This is a genomic window from Hyphomicrobium sp. MC1, assembly GCF_000253295.1.
Taxonomy (GTDB): Bacteria; Pseudomonadota; Alphaproteobacteria; order Rhizobiales; family Hyphomicrobiaceae; genus Hyphomicrobium_B.
In genome coordinates, this window is sequence record NC_015717.1 from 3,372,981 (window position 1) to 3,391,959 (window position 18,979).

19 protein-coding genes are annotated in these 18,979 nt (G+C 56.0%); 11 read left to right on the forward strand and 8 right to left on the reverse strand.

Annotated elements, in window-relative coordinates:
• Positions 1 to 321 precede the first annotated feature (321 nt).
• Positions 322 to 615, reverse strand: coding sequence for a hypothetical protein (locus HYPMC_RS16235; RefSeq protein ID WP_050976816.1), 294 nt, complete (start codon positions 613 to 615; stop codon positions 322 to 324).
• Positions 616 to 697: 82 nt separating this feature from the next.
• Here HYPMC_RS16235 and HYPMC_RS23385 point away from each other — a divergent pair, with 82 nt between their 5' ends.
• The 5 genes from HYPMC_RS23385 to HYPMC_RS16265 all read left to right on the forward strand — a co-directional run bounded on the left by HYPMC_RS23385 (position 698) and on the right by HYPMC_RS16265 (position 3,741).
• Positions 698 to 1,423, forward strand: coding sequence for a PAS domain-containing protein (locus HYPMC_RS23385; RefSeq protein ID WP_013949123.1), 726 nt, complete (start codon positions 698 to 700; stop codon positions 1,421 to 1,423).
• Positions 1,395 to 2,039 carry a sensor histidine kinase gene (locus HYPMC_RS16245; RefSeq protein ID WP_013949124.1) on the forward strand — a complete coding sequence of 215 codons (645 nt, stop codon included), beginning with the start codon at positions 1,395 to 1,397 and terminating at the stop codon, positions 2,037 to 2,039. Before HYPMC_RS23385 ends, HYPMC_RS16245 begins: the two co-directional genes overlap by 29 nt.
• A 70-nt stretch (positions 2,040 to 2,109) precedes the next feature.
• On the forward strand, positions 2,110 to 2,478 hold the full coding sequence (locus tag HYPMC_RS16250) for a response regulator (RefSeq protein ID WP_013949125.1): 369 nt from the start codon (positions 2,110 to 2,112) through the stop codon (positions 2,476 to 2,478).
• A gap of 449 nt (positions 2,479 to 2,927) precedes the next feature.
• Positions 2,928 to 3,302, forward strand: coding sequence for a PRC-barrel domain-containing protein (locus HYPMC_RS16260; RefSeq protein WP_013949126.1), 375 nt, complete (start codon positions 2,928 to 2,930; stop codon positions 3,300 to 3,302).
• A gap of 79 nt (positions 3,303 to 3,381) precedes the next feature.
• A complete protein-coding gene (locus HYPMC_RS16265) occupies positions 3,382 to 3,741 on the forward strand; it encodes a PRC-barrel domain-containing protein (protein WP_013949127.1) in 360 nt (119 codons plus the stop codon).
• 518 nt (positions 3,742 to 4,259) lie between these two features.
• Here the strand turns inward: HYPMC_RS16265 and HYPMC_RS16275 are convergent.
• From HYPMC_RS16275 to HYPMC_RS16295, 4 genes are all read right to left on the reverse strand, one after another.
• Positions 4,260 to 5,471, reverse strand: a complete 1,212-nt coding sequence (locus HYPMC_RS16275) for a sensor histidine kinase (RefSeq protein ID WP_013949129.1) — start codon at positions 5,469 to 5,471, stop codon at positions 4,260 to 4,262.
• A gap of 390 nt (positions 5,472 to 5,861) precedes the next feature.
• Entirely contained in the window at positions 5,862 to 6,140 is a 279-nt protein-coding gene (locus tag HYPMC_RS16285; protein ID WP_013949131.1) for a hypothetical protein, read from the reverse strand.
• Positions 6,141 to 6,330: 190 nt separating this feature from the next.
• Positions 6,331 to 7,911, reverse strand: coding sequence for a DHA2 family efflux MFS transporter permease subunit (locus HYPMC_RS16290; RefSeq protein WP_013949132.1), 1,581 nt, complete (start codon positions 7,909 to 7,911; stop codon positions 6,331 to 6,333).
• Positions 7,908 to 9,014, reverse strand: a complete 1,107-nt coding sequence (locus HYPMC_RS16295) for an HlyD family secretion protein (protein WP_013949133.1) — start codon at positions 9,012 to 9,014, stop codon at positions 7,908 to 7,910. Before HYPMC_RS16295 ends, HYPMC_RS16290 begins: the two co-directional genes overlap by 4 nt.
• A 219-nt stretch (positions 9,015 to 9,233) precedes the next feature.
• On the opposite strand from HYPMC_RS16295, the gene paoA reads away from it, so the two are divergent.
• The 6 genes from paoA to dinB all read left to right on the forward strand — a co-directional run bounded on the left by paoA (position 9,234) and on the right by dinB (position 15,728).
• Positions 9,234 to 9,869, forward strand: coding sequence for an aldehyde dehydrogenase iron-sulfur subunit PaoA (paoA, locus tag HYPMC_RS16300; RefSeq protein ID WP_013949134.1), 636 nt, complete (start codon positions 9,234 to 9,236; stop codon positions 9,867 to 9,869).
• A complete protein-coding gene (locus tag HYPMC_RS16305) occupies positions 9,866 to 10,816 on the forward strand; it encodes a xanthine dehydrogenase family protein subunit M (RefSeq protein ID WP_013949135.1) in 951 nt (316 codons plus the stop codon). The genes paoA and HYPMC_RS16305 overlap by 4 nt, the downstream gene beginning before the upstream one ends.
• 4 nt (positions 10,817 to 10,820) lie before the next feature.
• Positions 10,821 to 13,031: an aldehyde oxidoreductase molybdenum-binding subunit PaoC gene (gene paoC, locus HYPMC_RS16310; RefSeq protein WP_013949136.1), complete on the forward strand. Its 2,211-nt coding sequence runs from the start codon at positions 10,821 to 10,823 to the stop codon at positions 13,029 to 13,031.
• Positions 13,032 to 13,147: 116 nt separating this feature from the next.
• On the forward strand, positions 13,148 to 13,633 hold the full coding sequence (locus tag HYPMC_RS16315; protein ID WP_013949137.1) for a pyridoxamine 5'-phosphate oxidase family protein: 486 nt from the start codon (positions 13,148 to 13,150) through the stop codon (positions 13,631 to 13,633).
• Between the two features lie 255 nt (positions 13,634 to 13,888).
• Positions 13,889 to 14,593: an SDR family oxidoreductase gene (locus HYPMC_RS16320; protein WP_157135464.1), complete on the forward strand. Its 705-nt coding sequence runs from the start codon at positions 13,889 to 13,891 to the stop codon at positions 14,591 to 14,593.
• A 49-nt stretch (positions 14,594 to 14,642) separates the two neighbouring features.
• Complete coding sequence (gene dinB / locus HYPMC_RS16325; protein ID WP_013949140.1) at positions 14,643 to 15,728, forward strand: DNA polymerase IV; 1,086 nt, start codon at positions 14,643 to 14,645, stop codon at positions 15,726 to 15,728.
• 335 nt (positions 15,729 to 16,063) lie between these two features.
• On the opposite strand, the gene HYPMC_RS16330 is transcribed toward dinB, so the two are convergent.
• From HYPMC_RS16330 to HYPMC_RS16340, 3 genes are read right to left on the reverse strand one after another with little or no spacing between them, the layout of a single operon-like run.
• Complete coding sequence (locus HYPMC_RS16330) at positions 16,064 to 17,044, reverse strand: PDR/VanB family oxidoreductase (protein WP_013949141.1); 981 nt, start codon at positions 17,042 to 17,044, stop codon at positions 16,064 to 16,066.
• A complete protein-coding gene (locus tag HYPMC_RS16335) occupies positions 17,022 to 18,080 on the reverse strand; it encodes an aromatic ring-hydroxylating dioxygenase subunit alpha (RefSeq protein ID WP_024276286.1) in 1,059 nt (352 codons plus the stop codon). Before HYPMC_RS16335 ends, HYPMC_RS16330 begins: the two co-directional genes overlap by 23 nt.
• A gap of 22 nt (positions 18,081 to 18,102) precedes the next feature.
• A complete protein-coding gene (locus tag HYPMC_RS16340; RefSeq protein ID WP_013949143.1) occupies positions 18,103 to 18,858 on the reverse strand; it encodes a GntR family transcriptional regulator in 756 nt (251 codons plus the stop codon).
• Positions 18,859 to 18,979 lie beyond the last annotated feature (121 nt).

The window sequence follows — 18,979 nt, forward strand, 5'->3', positions numbered from 1 at the left end:
CATGGTATCGGGCGTTTGACGTGATCGACCGCGCCCATTCCGTGTATTTTTGCGCGTTTTCCGTGTTTTTCGGGGGTGAACACGGAAAATCCACCTGGAGACTAGTTCGCCGTAGACTGCCAGCACAGCCAGCGACTAAGTTATTGATATAGCTGCATATTATGCAATTTCCGTAGGCGGAATTTCGTCGCCAAATCCGCGACTTGTCAACAGGCATTTGGGCTTTCGCGCAACTGGCCGCGTCTCTGGGAGACGTTTTCGGGCTGGAGGCCCTTTTTATCTCTGTCGGCATTTTTCGGCCGGTCAGAGTCGCATCTTTTTCTAGGCGTCCCCGGCATGGGACTGCGTCTCAAACCCGAGGACTGCGCGCTGGAGCTGCCAGTCATGTGGCAGGTCTTTGCAAAGAGAGAGAAGACACGCCGGAGTCAACTCGGGCGGATATCGTCCTGACATGAACGCGCGGACAATGTCTGGCGCGAGATACGTCAGACGCATGTGAGCCGACAGATAGTCTCGCTTGACGCCCAGCCGCTGCGCCATCGCGTCGATGGTTATGTCCCGCCCCGTCATCAGCGCCTCACGTGTTGCGTGCGCGTCGCGCATCAAAGCAGCCATCTGCCCATCCGGTGTCTCGGCGACCCCGCCGCCAACAACCAACCGGATCCCCTTTCCTGCACGGCGCAGCCTCGCACCTATCGTGAATTCTTCTCACGACGCCATCATTAGCAAAGGTCTTAATGGGATCATTCTCAGCTGGAACGGCGGCGCCGAACGGTTGTTCGGTTATCCTGCATCGGAAGCGATCGGAAAATTCATTGGCATCATCATCCCGCCTGATCGCCTTTCTGAAGAGCCGCAGATATTAGCTCGTATCAGGTCGGGGGAGCTCGTCGATCACTTCGATACCGTCCGGCGCCGTAAAGATGGCAGTATGGTGCAGATATCTCTGACCGTCTCACCGGTACGAGACGAAAACGATGCTATCATTGGCGCGTCCAAAATCGCTCGCGACATCAGCGAACGAAAAGCTATGGAAATCCGGCTTCGCGAGAGCGAGCTGCGCATTCGATCGTTGCTCGATGCGATCCCCGCGGCGCTTTTTACGACGGACGAACGGGGCAACATCTCCTATTTCAACCAGGGAGCTATGGACTACGCCTATGTGCCACCGAAAATTGGAGCAACTTGGCAAAACTACAAGCTTTACCGTCCAGATGGGTCGGCGATCTCGCTTGAGCATTCACCCACGGAACTGGCCCTCAAAGAGGGCAGATCAATACGCAACCAGGAAGTCCTGATCGAAAAGGCCGACGGGACGCGCGTCCCGATTATTCCCTATGCGACGCCGGTCATTGATGCAGAGGGCGAGGTTTTCGGCTCAATTAACATTGCTGGTGGATGTCAGCGAGCGCAAACAAGCTGAATCCCAACAGCTTATTTTGTTCAACGAATTAAATCACCGCGTCAAAAACAATATGCAGACGTTGCAAGCCCTCCTTCTGCTTTCGGCTAACAAAACCCCCAATCAGGAAGCCCAGGCCGTTCTTCGCGAAGCTTCGGCAAGAGTGGCCGCGATGGCCGCTGCTCAGAAGGTTCTTTATACGACCTCCGAAGTAATGAGCTTTAACGCAGCAGAGTTTTTAGCGTCGGTTGTCGCCGCGGCGCGAACATCTTTTGCAAGCGAAATAACCATCAATCAAGAGGCATCCGATATCTCGCTTTCGACCGACGTCGCAATGCCGCTTGCCCTAATTCTCAATGAACTTCTTACGAATGCTGCGAAATACGGAACCCGAGAAGGGCGACACACCACACTGTTTGCGCGGCTTGTCCGCGAGCACGATAATATTATATTGAGCGTGCAAGACGGAGGCCCCGGTTTTGACATCGAGAACATCGCCGCGTCTGGCTTACAGCTGGTCCAAGGTCTCGCGCGACAGATAAGAGGTCAGCTTGCAGTCAGCAAATCACCCACGCGATGCGCGGTTTTATTACCGAGCGATATCGAAAAGCACCCGCGTCGCGCCTCCTCTGCTTGAGGATTTCTTAGCGAGAGCTTTTTATCGCGCCTTCGCTGCGCCGGATGACGCCGGGGCGGCGCGCAGCAAGATGCGCATCCTGATTGTGGAAGACGAATATCTTCTGGCTTGGCAGCTTGAAAATGCACTGCGCAGCGCCGGCTATGGAATAGCCGGGCTTGCTGTCTCGGCAGAAGAGGCTGTTCGTTTGGCTGAATCGGAGCGCCCCACACTAATCATCATGGACGTTCGCCTGGTAGGCGAGCGTGCTGGTGTCGATGCCGCGATCGAGTTATACACGCGGTTCGGGACTCGTTCTATTTTCGCGTCCGCCAATGCAAGTGAGGCCCTAAGAGAACGCGCTCGGCCTGCCAATCCGCTGACGTGGATATCAAAACCTTATATGCCGCAAGATATCATGCGTGAGCTCGAAAAGCTCATTCCGGAATCCGACGCATAAGTTGGCGGCCGGACGGCCCTAAGGGCAACCGCCATCGGGGCGGTGGGTATCACGGCCAAAGTCCAGGCAGGATGAAAAAAGAAGTCTCCGACAAACAAGGGAAGCGCTGCAAAGAGAGCGATCATTGCTATGCTGAGACTGGCACCGATAGCGAGGGCAGCATCGCAACCGCCGCCGCATGTTGCGGCTTCGTCTAGCCAAGATCGGATCAGCGCCCGTCCTCGCTGACAGGACGACTATCGACAGGGCAGATGCCGTAGAGATGCACAAGTTCCGATGTCGGAGATTTCGAAGCGATCTGCATCTGATCTTCCCACTGCGGCCATCGGGAACTGTTAGGCATTCTGCAAATTAAAACGTTCTCGATCTGCGATCGCGGGAACGGAAGCTCGAACGGGAACAATCCGGCAGCGGAAATCTTTTGCAAGCACAAAGCAAGGAGATGCCCGATGAAAAAACTATCTCTCAACGTCCTCGCCGCCGCTGGCTTACTGATGGTCAGTGCGGCAACGCTCCCAGCATTCGCAGCCGACAACATGCAGACGGCCGATGAATTCCGTACCAGCAAGCTCGTTGGCGCGAAGGTCTACAACAATGCCAACGAGAACATCGGCAGCGTCGAAGACATTATTCTGAAACCTGACGGTACGATGGACGAAGTCGTGCTGAGCGTCGGGGGCTTTCTTGGTATCGGCGACAAATATGTGGGTGTGCCGTTCAGTTCGCTGAAGGTCGGCCGCGACGGAGACAGCATGAAGATCTCCACCGACGCAACGAAGGATTCGCTGAAAGCCTTGCCGGATTACAAGTTCTACAAATCGTGAACCTAAGGCCGCGCTAAAACCTGCAGCAACGTTGAAGAGCCGGGATCACTCCCGGCCTTCACCTTCAGGAAGGAGGGACATGGAAACGCCCGATGAAACGCTGACGTTAATTTCCGCCGGCAAGGTGCAGGGCACTCCCGTGCTCGACGCCGACGGGAGGACGATGGGCGAGATCTACGATGTGATGCTGGAGAAGCGTACCGGCAAAATCGCCTACGCGGTGATGTCCTTCGGTGGTGTGCTTGGTCTCGGAAAGAAATACCATCCCGTACCTTGGTTTGCATTGAAATACGTTCCTGACGCCGGCGGCTATGTTGTCGGTGTTCCGAGGGAGGGCTTGGAGAATGGACCCTCTTTCCTCGATGAAGCCGGACCTTGGGATAAGGAAACAACGGACAAAATCGAAGGCTATTATGGTGGTTGGCTCAAACCGGCGTGAGCGCCATGACCAAGGCTACTAAAGAGATTGAAGGGCCTACTGCAAGATGCTCGGAAGGCTATCTGGGCGAGCGGAATTAAGACGCAGGAAAGAATTGTTTGGGATTGACGTTGGAACGTGCCGGATCGTGGCTAGTTCTCCTTTCAAAGCGTGCATTGAAAGGTCGCAAAAGGTTCTCACAACATGGCCCAAGCCAGACCGTACACAAAGCTTTCGGACGTCTTCCCAAACAGGCATGCCCTCGAAGATTCGAGCACAACGCCCGACGGCGCGCTTGCATGCTTCGAACAAGCACTGACAGCCATCGACGCAATGAACAATGAGCAGCGCGAGGAGATTTTGAAGACCCTCACGGCTTGGCTCATGACTGACAAATTCGGCTCGCATGCCCGTGGCGCCGTCTATGGGCTTCAACGGTATGCGATTGCCGACTGCCTTTTTGACAATCCGACTTGGGAGCCACCTGCCGGCGGTCGATTTCTCGGGATATAGCGAGGGTTCTGAGACGTGCTGCGCCGCTAGGATTGAAAGTTTAACGGAAGCAATACAGTAATTTCTGTCCCTGGCGACAGTCGATTGATGGTCACTTGGGCTCCCAGCTGCTGCGCAAAAGCACTGATCATTCGCATCCCGAGGCTCTTGCCATTCTGGAACTCGAAGTCTGGTGGGAGCCCCGCTCCATCATCGCGCACGGCCAACACGACCTTCTCAGCGCCCGAGCGCGTCACCCGCACCCAAACTTTTCCGTTTGCTCTTTCTTCGTAAGCGTATTTGGCCGCGTTCGTGATGAGCTCTGTCACGATAAGCGCCGTCGATATCGCGCGATCGGTGGCGATAATAATGCCGCGTTCTGACTCAACTCGGACGTCGAGCTGTGACATGCCCGCATCGACATCCTTGCAAACTTGCTCGACATAGGCGCCGAGATCCAACGTCTCTATATCATCGGTCTGATAGAGCCGCTCATGGGCGCGGGCAACGGCGTTGACGCGCGCGCAGGCCTCGGCAAGGCGATCCGCAATCTTCGGATCGTCGTCTTCTCGCGCTTGCAGCCGAAGCATGCTGCTGACAAGTGCAAGGCTGTTTTTAACGCGATGATTGATCTCTTTGATCAGGACTTCCTGGCGATCAATTGCAGCCTTCAGAGATCGTTCGTAGCGTTCGCGCTCGATCGCCATGCCGAGGACGTTGGCAGCACCCTGAAGAAACGCGAGGTCGTGTTCGACAAAATCATCATCCGACCGGCTGTCGACCTCAAGAACGCCGAACGGTTTGCCATCGCCTTGCAAAATGACATTCATGGCACGCTTTACGCCGTGCGCCGCCAAAATTTCTGGGGTCCGAAAGCGTTCTTCGTTCTCTAGGTGATTTGAGATGACCGCCTTGCCTGTGCGTAATGCAAATCCGGCTGGCGATTCCGTGTCAGCGCCTACCGTCGCCACGCCAACGATGCCAGGCTCCCAACCTACTCCCGCGCGAATTAGGAAACGATTTTCTGAGGGGAGGTATTCCAACACTTTACAGAAGTCGGCGCGCAAGCCTTGCGCCGTCAGACGCGCTGCTTCCGTCAGTAGCTCGGCCAGAGATGCACCTTGCATGGCCGTTACGCCAAGTTCCGCAAGAAGTTCCTGCTGCCGAATGCGCTGCAGAAGCGCTCGCAAAGTAATATCGGGCGGCCGCTCCTCGGGGCGAGGTTCAACGACAGGCGGTGCCTCATCACTCTCCGACATCGTTAAACTCCAACTGTGAAGGTCCGCGTCAGTTGGAACTTAGCCTAGGATTACTTTTATCGATAGCGAGACATAACGACAGCCGAGTTGGGCCAAAAGACCGAATTTCCTCGGTCCGCCGCGCCTCCACGGGCTTAGTCTTCGATCCGGGGACCGTCTGTTCGCACCTGCCGATCCGCTAACGTCGACATCCAAATCGATGAGTTGGTCCCATCGCTTTTCGAATTCCACCCGACATAATTCCTTTAGCCGCAAAAGCATTTCGTTCGCCGGATCGCCTTTGAGCTCATCGGTGTACTTAGCAAACCAAGCTTTGGCGTTGTCGGCTTCCTCCAACAAGGTTTTGATTTGTGCGGCTCTATCCATGCTCTCGGTGGGCTTGTTCAGCGCTTAGACACGGCGCCAGAGGATAATCGTCAGCAGGGCGCCCGCGATGGCGCAGAGATACAGCAGCAGGCTCGGCAACAGTTCGAGAATGACACCGATATGAAAGCCCATGAACGACCCTGCGATGCCCACGAGCGCATAGGTGACGTCGCCAATTCCTCTCGCTTCTGCGACCCGGCGCCCGAGCCAACTCCGGCTCCCGCGATTCATGAAAATTCCGACGACGATACCGATGAGGACGAGTAAAATAAATGTCGTGATGGCCGTCGTAAGGATGGGCATGCGGGATCTCCAATGCTGGCGATCCCCAAACGCGCGAGCCGTAAAAAAGTTCAAGAGACAAGCTGCAACCTAGACTGAGTACGAGAGCGCAGACAGCGCCCTGCATACTGTTGTACACAACGGCGTCAGAAACGGCAAAATAGGGCAAAGTGTTTTTAGCATGGCGGCCCCCACGATAGCAGCGCAAAGACTAGTGTTGTGGGCCCTTTCCGAGAGGAATCGAGCGCAATAAAAAGGCAAATGGAAAGGCAATGACGCAAACCACGGCCATTACCCAGAATGTGTCGATATACGACAGTAACGTTGCTTGCTTCAGGATGACCTGGCCGACAAGAGCTTCAGCGCGGTGCATAGCATCCGTCGCCGAAGATCCGCTGCTTTGCAGGAATATTGTCGCTTGGCGTAGCGACTCCTGAAAATGGATGTTCGACGGAACAGCATTTTCGACAAGCCTGCTTTGGTGGAACTGCTCGCGTTGCTGCAACGACGTCTGCACCATGGCCAAGCCGATGCTACCACCCAGATTGCGTGCGATGTTGATCAGGCCAGCGGCTTGGCTGGTGTCGCCGCCTTTGAGGCCGGCATAAGAGGCCGTCGTAATTGGAATAAAGAGGAACGGTAGGCCGGCCGCCGTAAACATGCGGGTCCAGACCGCGTAGAAGAACGAAAGATCTGGGCTAAGGCCTGTCAGAGTCCACATCGAAAAACCAATGATGGCGAGCCCGAGCGCGATCAGATATTTCGGCTGCACTTTTCCTGTCAAATAGCCTGCAATGGGCATCATCATCATTGTAACGAAGCCGCCAGGAGATAAGGATAGGCCAGCTAACGTCGCATCATATCCGAATTCGTTTTGAACGAGTTGAGGCAGGAGCTGGATGGAGCTGAAAAGCACGCCTCCCGTCACGAGCATCATGATGAAGCACATTCCAAATTGGCGTGTGCCAAGCAAGCGCACCTTAACGAGTGGATATTTTCGGGACAGCTCCCACGGAACGAACACCGCGAATGCTGCTGCCGATAAGCATGCAAACGCGATGATAAATGTCGACTCGAACCAGTCGCTGCGTTGCCCTTCATCAAGAACGACCTCCAGCGCGCCGAGACACAGCGCTACCAGCAAAAAGCCCACTAAATCGAAATTCCAAAGGCTACGTTTGGGGTCGTTTTTCGTTTTCTCTTTTTTATCCGCATCGACAAAAGTGCCGACGAGGAACAGGGACAGAAGACCCATCGGGATATTGATAAAGAAGATCCAGTGCCACGTGGAATAATCCGTGATTGCTCCACCAATTGTCGGCCCTACCGTCGGTGCTACGACGACAGCGAGACCATAGACTGCAAATGCGCTGCCGCGCTTTTCCGCCGGGAACGCGTCCGCAAGAATTGACTGTTCGCTCGGCGCTAAGCCGCCACCACCGAGCCCCTGGAGAACGCGAAAGAAAATTAGAGATTGAAGACTCCAAGCTATGCCACAAAGAAAAGATGCGAACGTGAATAGCGCGACGCAGAACATGTAGAATTTCTTGCGCCCAACCATCGATGACAGCCAAGCACTTGCTGGCAGGATCACCGCGTTCGCGATCAGGTAACTCGTCAGCACCCAGGTCGCTTCGTCGTAAGAGGCACCCACGCTTCCGGCAATATGGCGCAACGCAACGTTTGCAATGCTGACATCTAAAACTTCCATGAACGTCGCGATCGACACAATGAATGCGATCAGCCATGGATTGATCTTTCGCGGCCCTCCAGCTTTGGCGTCGTTGCTCATCGGACCTTCACTTCGGGGACAACGGACATTCCAGGTCCAAGAGTCACGTCGGAGGGTGGGTTGTCGATTTCTATTTTCACGGGAACGCGTTGCACAACTTTAACGTAGTTGCCCGTCGCATTCTCCGCCGGAAGCAAACTGAATGCAGTGCCTGATCCTACTTGGATGCTATCGACGTGTCCTTTGAATTCGCGGTTCGGATAAGCGTCTATTTCGATAGAGACCGGTTGTCCTGGCCGCATATCCGTTATCTGTGTTTCCTTGAAATTCGCGGTTACCCAAATGTGCGACGGAACAAACATCATCAGGTTTTGTCCGACCTGGACGTACTGCCCCCTTGCGGCTGTCAGCTGGACGATCTTTCCGGACTGTGCAGAAGTCACATGTGTGTACGAGAGATTGAGTTCGGCGAGCGCTTCGTCGGCCTTGGCGGCTTCCACGTTAGCCTCAGCACTCACTTTCTGGGCGAGTAGCGCCGTCAACTGCTTCTTGGTGGCTTCGACGCTCGCCATGGCTCGCGCCGACGTTGCCTGTGCCTGTTGCAGTTGAGATCGGGTCTGCTGCGCTCGTTCGACTGTGCCAACCGCGGATTTGACGAGCGCCTGAGCGCGATCGTTTTCCTGCTTTGCGAAGACGAGCGCGGCATCTGCTTCCTTCTTCTGTTGTTCAGCGGCCGTGACTTGGGCTTTCTGCGCTTCGATTTGTGCGTCTTCGTTGCCGACGGTTGCCACGGCCTGCGAAACGCGCGCTTTGGCTTGAGCGAGCGATGCCTCATAATCGCGAGGATCGATTTGCACCAACAGATCGCCGGCGGACACACGTTGATTGTCGGTTACCTTTACGGCATCGATATAGCCGGCAACCTTCGAGCTTACGGCAAATTGCCGAGCGTCGATAAAGGCATCGTCCGTCCATTCGTAGTGGCGCGCGTTAAGCCACCAAACAAGAACGCCGACGGCAGCAGCAGCAAGTATTGCAATGATCGCTGCCGTAATCCAAGGGTGCGCAGGAATGAGTTCGCCGAAATGAACCGGCGCCTCGTCTTGTTCTTCGTGCTGTCTATCATCGGTCGCTGTGGGCTCTGTGGTTGAACGCTGGTCCATATGAGCGGTCTGGCGGCTTTGACTTCTGCTGAATACCATACGACGTTCAATACATTATGGTTCCTCCTGACATTGCATCCCGAGTCCTTGTTCTAGCCGCTGAGCTAAATCGCGCTGACATAGAAGAAACTTCGCCCCGTCATTGAACGAATCCCGTTTCCACCGAGTTACAGGCGAATACGGAGCCATGAGTGGGCCTGCCGGGAAAGGGTGAGATCCATGTCGAAGTCGACTGGTTTCGAAATGTCTCGTCGGCACGTGCTCGCAGGGAGCGCGGCGTCAGCTGCGGCAGTGAAGGTGGCAGGCGTCGCAACTCCGTCTGAAGCCAATGCGGAGCAAATTTTGAATATTTCGGTTCGATTTGCAGTCAATGGAAGGAAACAGGAACTTTCTATTGACCCGCGCACGACGCTCCTCGATGCGCTGCGCGAACACCTCTACCTGACAGGCACAAAGAAGGGCTGCGACCATGGCCAATGCGGTGCCTGCACCGTTCTGGTAGACGGCGTGCGAATAAATTCATGCCTCAGTCTCGCCGTCATGCACGATGGCGACGAGATAACGACAATCGAGGGCTTGGGAACGCCGGATAAGCTCCATCCGATGCAAGCTGCCTTCATCAAGCATGACGGATATCAGTGCGGCTATTGTACGCCTGGCCAAATATGCTCGGCAGTTGCGGTTTTAGACGAGATCAAGCGGGGCATTCCGAGCCACGCTCAAGAGAACCCGGCTGATCAGCCCCGCGCCACAAATATCGAAATGCGCGAGCGGATGAGCGGAAATATTTGCCGCTGCGGGGCCTATTCCAACATTGCAGAAGCTATGGCCGAGATCGCCGGAGTTAGCGAATGAAGGCTTTCTCATACGAACGCGCAAAAGATCCAGTGTCTGCGGCGCGAGCGGTCGCTGGCCGGACTGGCGCGAAGTTTATCGCTGGCGGCACGAACCTCCTTGACTTGATGAAGCTGGAAATTGAGGCACCAACCCACCTCGTAGATGTTCAAGATCTAGGCTTCGACAAGATCGAGACTACCGGCGACGGAGGACTGCGGATCGGTGCGCTCGTGACAAACACTGATCTTGCTGCGGATGCGCGCGTTAGACGGGACTATCAAGTTCTTACCCGCGCAATCGTAGCGGGCGCATCGGGGCAGCTTCGAAACAAAGCTTCGACCGCCGGTAATTTGCTCCAGCGTACGCGATGTCCATATTTCTATGATACGAATATGGCGTGCAACAAGCGCAGTCCCGGATCGGGCTGCGCCGCAATTGCCGGCTACTCTCGTCAACTCGGAATTATTGGAATAAGCGGATCATGCATAGCTACTTTTCCAGGTGATATGCCGGTTGCGATGCGGCTGCTCGACGCCGTCGTGGAAACCATAGACTCCCGCGGTCAGCAGCGTTCCATTCCAATCGCAGACTTTCATCGCTTGTGGGGGGATACTCCCCATGTTGAAACGACACTGCGCCCTGACGAGTTGATAATTGCCGTCACGCTGCCGGCGCCGCTTGGCGGCAAGCACTTCTATGAAAAAGTCCGCGACCGCGCTTCCTACGCCTTTGCACTCGTCTCGGTCGCAGCCGTCATTCAATCGGATGGGAGCGGCCGCGTCGCGTTCGGCGGCGTTGCGCCTAAGCCGTGGCGCGTCGAAGCGGCCGAGTCCCTTCTTCCACAAGGCGCAGAAGCCGTTACCTCGCGTGCATTTCAAGGTGCGACGCCAACGAAAGATAACTCATTCAAGCTGACGTTAGCGACGAGAGCGCTCGCATCCGTCATCGAGCAGTCGAAGGGCTAAACCAATGAAATTCGACACGCCCGCCGGCGCGAATCCGATCGATAAAATGCTGGTCGTAGGGCGCGCTCGCGAACGCATCGAAGGGCCGCTGAAGACAACCGGTAGTGCCCCGTACGCCTATGAGCACCATGAGCTTTCAGATCTGGCTTACGGCTTTATCCTTGGATCCGCGATCGCCAAGGGGCGTATTCACTCAATGGACCTCGCGCAGGCGAAGGCATCTCCTGGAGTGGTTGCTATCGTTACCGCGCAAGACGCGGGCAAGCTCGGAAAAGGAAAACGCAATACCGCGAAACTGCTTGGAGGGCCCGAGATCGATCACTACCATCAAGCGATTGCGATCGTGGTGGCTGAAACATTCGAACAGGCCAGAGCAGCTGCATCGCTTATTCGGGTCGATTACGATCGTTCCCCAGGCCAGTTCAATCTCGCCGATCGATGGAAGAGTGCGCCCTTCGCCGGCGATCCGAATAGCGGTTCGCCCGCGAGGGAAGAGCGCGTCGGTCATTTCGAGCAGGCATTTGCGGATGCACCCGTGAAGCTCGACGAGACTTATGTCACGCCAGATCAAAGCCACATGATGATGGAGCCCTTCGCATCCATTGCTGCGTGGAGCGGCGACGAACTTACAGTTTGGACATCTAATCAGATGATCGACTGGGGCCACACGGATCTCGCGACGACCCTCAATATACCAAAAAATAAGGTCCGTTTGATCTCGCCGTACGTCGGCGGGGGATTTGGCGGGAAATTGTTTCTCCGTTCAGACGCACTGACGGCTGCGCTTGGCGCTTTAGCTGCGAAGCGACCCGTCAAAGTGGCCATGCCGCGCCCGTTGATTCCGAATAATTCCACCCATCGACCAGCGACGATTCAGCGTATCCGCATCGGCGTCGATCACAGCGGCGCTATCTTGGCGATCGCGCATGAGAGCGGATCGGGCAATCAACCAGATGGGCATCCAGAGACGGCTGTCAACCAGACTAAACTTCTTTATGCCGGTGCAAACCGATTGACGTCGATGCGGCTTGCCGTGCTCGACCTGCCCGAGGGCAACGCGATGCGTGCGCCGGGCGAAGCTCCAGGTCTTATGGCCTTGGAAATCGCCATCGACGAAATGGCAGAAAAGCTTGGGATGGATCCCATAACTTTTCGAGAAAAGAATGATACCCAAGTCGATCCGGAAAAACCTGAGCGCCGATTTTCTGATCGGCAATTGGTACGATGTATGCGCGAAGGCGCCGATCGGTTTGGTTGGTCGAAGCGAAATTCTTCGCCCGCTCAGGTACGCGAAGGGAGATGGCTAATCGGGATCGGCATGGCCGCCGCATTTCGGAACCATCTAAATGTGCCTTCCGCAGCCCGCGTGCGGCTGAGTTCCGGCGGTGAGATCATTGTCGAAACCGATATGACTGATATCGGAACTGGCAGCTATACGATCATCGCGCAAACCGCCGCAGAGATGATGGGCGTCAACTTGGATGATGTTGTCGTGAAGCTTGGCGACTCGGCTTTTCCAGTCTCAGCTGGATCGGGCGGCCAGTTCGGCGCGGCTAACGCCACATCCGGCGTGTACGCCGCATGCATCCAGTTAAGAGAAGCCATCGCGCAGCGTCTGGGCTTCAACTCGGCCGACGCCGAATTCGCGAACGGGAGCGTGAGAAGCGGCAATCGCTCATCAAGCCTCAAGGATGCCGCAGCGTCGGGAGAACTCGTCGGGGAGGACAAAATCGAATTCGGTGATCTGGCAAAAACTTATCAGTTGTCCACGTTCGGCGCGCACTTCGTCGAGGTTGGAGTCGATGCTTTTACCGGTGTCGTGCGCGTTCGCCGTATGCTCGCGGTCTGCTCTTCGGGCCGTATTTTAAATCCTAAGTCAGCGCGTAGCCAAGTCATCGGCGCGATGACCATGGGCGTCGGCGGCGCGTTGATGGAAGAACTCGCAATCGACAAGAGGTATGGCTTCTTCGTCAATCACGACCTCGCCAGCTATGAAGTGCCTGTTCATTTGGACATACCTCACCAGGACGTCGTGTTTCTCGATGAGATCGATGACAAGGCCAATCCAATGAAGGCCAAGGGCATCGGCGAACTCGGCCTTTGTGGCGTCGGCGCCGCGGTCGCCAATGCCGTCTACAATGCCACTGGTGTGCGCGTTCGAGATTATCCGATCACTCTTGAAAAGCATTTGGAATGGTTGCCAGCGGTGACGTAGTTCGGCGAGTTATGGCCGATCTATGTGCGAGCTATCCCTTCAGACCGACTTTGCGTTTGGAACTGCACAGCATGGGGATGTGTTGCCATTGGGAAAGTTCTGTTCCGGAACACCTCATGACTGACACAAAAGAACACCTTCACGACCTGCTCAAGGATTTCAGCGGCGCGATGCTGACGACACGGACGGCCCAAGGCGGACTGCACGCGAGGCCGATGACGATCGCCAAGCTTGCAGACAATGAAGAACTCTATTGTGCCACCGGCTTGTCTTCCCCGAAGATAGCCGAGATTTCTAATGATCCCCACGTGAGCGTGACATTCCAAGTCACCAGCGAGTATGCCGCTCTTTACGGAGTAGCGCGTGTGGTACGCGACCGGGAAACTATCGAAAAGTTATGGTCGGAAACATGGCGCATCTGGTTTGCTGGTGGGAAGGACGATGCAGACCTATGCCTTCTAGCCATCTCTCCGAAAAGTGGGGAATATTGGGACAATAGTGGCTCCCGCTGCGTCAAATATCTTTTCAGCGGCAAGAAAGCGGTCTTGCAGAAAAGCACACCGGAAACAGACGACACTCAGCACGCCAAAGTGTCACTTTGATTGGCACGGTCCCCAAGTAAATGGAGCATCCACTGCGCCCGGCGAACAACCTAAGACCGTGCGCAACAGCCGCCCCCAATCCTGGAATGGCCGAGAGATCTTATAGATCGCTGGCGCCCGCGGCTCCGATGATAAGTCCCTGTGCTGTCCATCTGACCACGACATAAGAGTGGCGAATGGACTGTTCGCGCAAAAACTCGTCGCCGAGTGCGCAGATTTTTCGTCCAGGCGAGCCCGGAAGGTTTGGCTATGAGAGTGGATGGTAAGGTCATTGTTATTTCAGGCGCCGCCAGCGGAATTGGCAAGGCATTATGCCATCTGCTCGCTGAGCGCGGGGCAAGTCTGGGACTTCTGGACTACGACAGTCCTGCGCTCCAACTTCTCACCGACGATCTGCGACGCAACGGCGTCCGCTGTTGCTCCAAGGCCGTGGATGTGCGGGAGCGCTCTAAGGTAGCGGAGGCGATCCAAACGATCAGCGACCAACTCGGCCTCATCGATATTCACATATCGTCAACTGGAATTTGTCGCGCATCGACCGTCGATAATTTCCTGGGTCAGGAGTTTGAAAAAGTCGTTCTGACCAATCTCATGGGTACAGTCTCGCTTATCGAAGCCACTATCCCTTCCATGCTGGCACGTGGACGAGGACACATCATCGGCATTTCAAGCCTAGCCGGAATTCGCGGCATTCCATACGAGGCGGGATACGCGGCGAGCAAAGCAGCGGTAGCCGCTTACTCGGCAAATCGGCTATCGGGCGGCAAGCTGTGCTGCAATTGCAAAGGTCGCCATTTGGAACATTTCGGCCATGTGCAGCGCACTACCCCTCACTCGTCCTCGACAGCTTTTTCTGCGAAGCCTTCCTTAGATGTGCGGCTATCGGTACCGTGGCTTAGAATGAACATCGTACTGCTTGGATTCCGGTTCGTAGTGACTCTGCCCACCGAGAACCAGTAGTGGATAGCGCGGTTTCTCAGTCCGAGCGTGGATGTGTTAGGTGCTCGATATGGGCGACACAGTTATCCGCAAGATTATCCATGTCGACATGGACGCGTTCTACGCCTCAGTCGAGCAACGAGATAATCCTGATCTGCGCGGCAAGCCCGTTGCAGTCGGCCATGGTGCTAAACGCGGCGTCGTCGCAGCCGCGAGCTATGAAGCTCGGGCGTTCGGCGTGCGCTCGGCGATGGCTTCAACGACGGCGCTGCGGCAATGCCCAGATCTCATCTTTGTACCGCCACGCTTTGAGGTCTATCGCGCCATCTCGCGCCAGATCCGAGAAATCTTCGCCGAGTATACGCCGCTCTTTGAACCGCTCTCTCTCGACGAGGCCTATCTCGACGTGACGGAAAACCTGCGTGGCCTGCCCACGGCAGCCGATACTGCCACCGAAATTCGCTCTCGGATCTTCTCCGAGACCGGCCTCACGGCTTCAGCGGGCGTTTCCTACAACAAGTTTTTGGCCAAGCTCGCCTCCGATATGCACAAGCCCAACGGCCAGTTTGTCATTCCCCCCCAGCGCGGAGCAGAATTCATTGAAGCCTTAGCCGTCAAGAAATTTCACGGCGTAGGGCCTGTGACAGCCGAGAAGCTCAACACGCTCGGGATTTACACCGGTGCCGATCTTCGCGCGCAGTCCCTCGAATTCCTCCAGCAGCATTTCGGTAAATCCGGCGGGTGGTATTATGCAATTGCGCGCGGCGAGGATGATCGACCCGTCGAGCCGAACCGGCCGAGAAAATCGTCGGGCTCCGAGACGACGTTTCCCGAGGACCGCTTTCTTCCAGCCGAAATCGAAGAGGGCGTCCTTGAGATGGCCGATGATGTCTGGGTCTGGTGCGAGAAGAACCGGAGCTTCGGTGCGACAGTCACGGTAAAAATCAAATATACAGATTTCCAGATTATCACCCGGAGCCGCACAGTAACGGCGCCCATCGCGACACACGATCGCCTTCGCGATATTAGTCTGTCACTTGTGCGATCCGTTTATCCCGTCTCAAAGGGCATTCGGTTAGTCGGCGTCGCTGTCTCGAAATTTGTATCCGATGCGGACGGACAGCTCGATCTCGCCTTAGATGCAAAGCCCGATTAGGGTGGTTTTCGCTTGATTGGGGCACGCGACGCTTGACTTTGCTTGATGTAGACTCCTTCGGAAGTCGAACTGGTTCATTATCCGGACCGAGAGATACCCAAGCTTCTATCCTGGCTCGACGAGCAGAAGGCAAATGTGGACGCGGCATAATCATGGGACATCAAGTACTCCGAACAAAAACGTAAGTTCGGGTTCGCAACGACTCATCCCACCATTTTTTTGACATCAAGCGTACGAGCCGCCTCCTGGAGGCGCAGCACGATAAGCCACCGCCCCCATTGGGATGTATGTCGGCTATAATCGTGAGCACGCTGGCGAACGACCTCGCGTGGCCTCTAAATATCCAACACAAGCCGACCGTCGAAACACCGCGAACAGCATATCATCATGGTCTGCCGGCGATTACTTTCGTCTGCGCTACGCACGCGATCGCAGTGAGAGGGCGAGCCGGAGATGACTTTTGTTTCGCACGCTCCGCATATGCCTTCCTCGCATGAGTAAGGAACATCGACGCCTAAAGCCAGGAGCACCTCCAGGATCGTCTGTTCCGGCGCGATAGGGACATCGATGCCTTTACGCGCAAGATGGACAGTGAAGGCACCGGCCGCGTCGCCGCTGGGTTTGATCGCCTCGCCGCCAAAACGCTCGATGTGCAGCCGAGCGGGATCTGCAACGCCTTGCGCAGATGCGTCGAGCATGCGTGTTGGACCACAGCAGTAGATCTCAGTCTGCGGACCGGCCGACTTTATGATCTCGGCGACCGAAGGGCGGCTCGGCTCTGCGCTGTGGATTGTTGCCGTGTTAGCGTGATGTTTTAGCTCGTCACGAAACAGCGCATGCGCCTCGGACCGGCACCAATAGTGTAATCGAACGGGACGACCGAGTTGCAGCAGGCGAACGAACATCGAGTAAATCGGCGTAATGCCGATCCCGCCTGCCAGGAGCAACGTCTCGGATGCGTTCTCGTCGAGTTCGAAATTGTTGCGCGGCGGGCTTATGGAGATTTCAGATCCGACGCGCGCCGTATCATGAAGAAAGACCGAGCCACCACGCCCCGAAGGCTCGCGCTTCACCGCGATCACGACGCTCTTTGACGAAGACAGCGGCGTGATCAGAGAGTATTGGCGCAGCCGTTTTTCGGGCAGGTGAACGTCGATGTGTGCGCCTGCATCACCGAGCGGTAACGGACCGTTCAGCGACGCAAACTCGAAAAGACGCACGTCATCTGTCGCATACGTGACGCTCTGTAGGCGCGTCGGAATCGTCATGGAGTTCGACACGGCAGCTGACGACTCAGAGACTTCCGAAAGTGCCATACGTGACGCCCATGTTCTTCAACCAGCTCCGGTACTTCTGGCCCATCAGATCGCTGCGATGATGCAGCTCGTAACGGAGATCGACGGGAATGCGCTCCGGACGCTGCGTATCGACGATGTCGCCGTCCTGCTGGTAAACGAGATCCTGACGGCGGCGGACTTCCTCGTCCGTCGGCGCTGGCGTGAAATTCATAGCGCAGCAGATGCGCACGATGCTGTGGGTTTCATCGACAGGCTGAGCCGTGAGAAAAGTGCAGAAACGATCGTTGTCATTGCCGAGATGCGCACGCGCAGGGTCGGAAATGACGACGCGTTTCTTGAAATAGGCAACGAGCGGGCGAAGACACTTGTAAGCGTAGTACGCGGTCACCGGAATGTTACGGGGATCGCCGTAGGGCTGCGTCACGCGGACCTCTGTCGAAGCAAGACCGTTCTCGTCTTCGGTTACGTCATATCCTGCAATCGGATCGGGCTCGTCGATGATGCCGTTGACGCCCGCGTGCACGAACGGGAAATGCGTTGCGTCGATGAAGTTTTCGACGGCGCGATATGCCGAACGGAACGGATAAGGTCCGCAGTTGACCTTCTTGTAGCTCGGATCGTCCCACTCCGGAAACGCCGGAATGTCGTTCGCTGGCGTACCGATGCAAGCCCAGACGAAGCCGTACTTATCCTGCGCGTGATGGGCAATCGCCTTGGCCTTCTTCATCGGCTGGTCTTGCGGCGCAGCCGGCATGAATACGCACTTCGCGGTGCCATCATAATTCCAGCCATGATACGGGCAGACGACCTTGTCGTCCTTGATGAAGCCCTTCGAGAGGCGAGCCCCACGATGCAGGCAGAGGTCCTCCCAGACGTGGATCTGATCGTTCTTATCGCGCCATATCACCAGATCGCGCCCCATCAGCGTCGTCGGAACGAGCTTGTTCTGCGGCACTTCTTCGGTGAAGGCGACGACGTGCCAATCGTTGATCAGAACTTTGTCTTCCGCGCCGGCGTCGAATCCAGACGCTGATTGTGGGGGAACGTAATTCATGGCGAACTCCTGGTTTTCGTCATTATTTCGATCTTGCAGCCGCGCCGACAGGCGCCGTCGTGCCCGTAGCAATGGCCATATGATGGAGCGTCAATTTGCGGATCTCGATCCGGGACGTCTCGATGTGATGGCGGATCAAACGCTCGGATAAAGCGGCGTCGCGTGCTTCGACGGCTGCTAAGATCTGGCTGTGCTCATCGTAAGCGACGGCGATCCGTTCAGGGCTGACGAAATCCAGGCGGCGAATGATACGGATGCGGTCCGTCAGTTCGTCGAACGCGCGCGCCATCGCCTGATTGCCGGATAGCCTGATAAGCGTCCGGTGAAACTCTTCATCCTTCGGACCGACGATTGCTCCGTCAAGCTCGCGGGCTTCTTTCGGAACACACCAAAAGGCACGCAACTCGGACAGGTCTGGCGCGACGTCCCGTGCGCAGATCCTGCGAAGCGCCAAAGCTTCGATCTCGACGCGAAAATCATAAAGGTCTTCGTAGAAGCTCAGATCGAGCGGGCGAACCTGCCAAGCGGAATGACCGCCAACATTTTGCAGGTAGCCCTCGTGAGCGAGCACATGCAGCGCAAGTCGCAACGGCGTGCGCGAGACTTGTAACGCCACAGCCAGTTCCTGCTCCGAGTAGCGCTGCCCCGGCGGCATCCGAAAATCGAAAATGCTCTGCTTCAGACGCGCGTAGACCTCCTGCGACAGCGAGCTTTTTTCACCGCTAGAACGGACCGCGCCGTTGATCGGAGTCACCGATGCAATGTCTTCAAAAGACATGGAAATTTTGCCTTTTTCCTTTTAGGATCCCAAATAAAATACATATTAGAACTCGATTTTGAATTTGAAGTATTCTAGAGTCAAGCTGTTTGAAAGCAGGGAACGCGATTGCCGCTCCTAG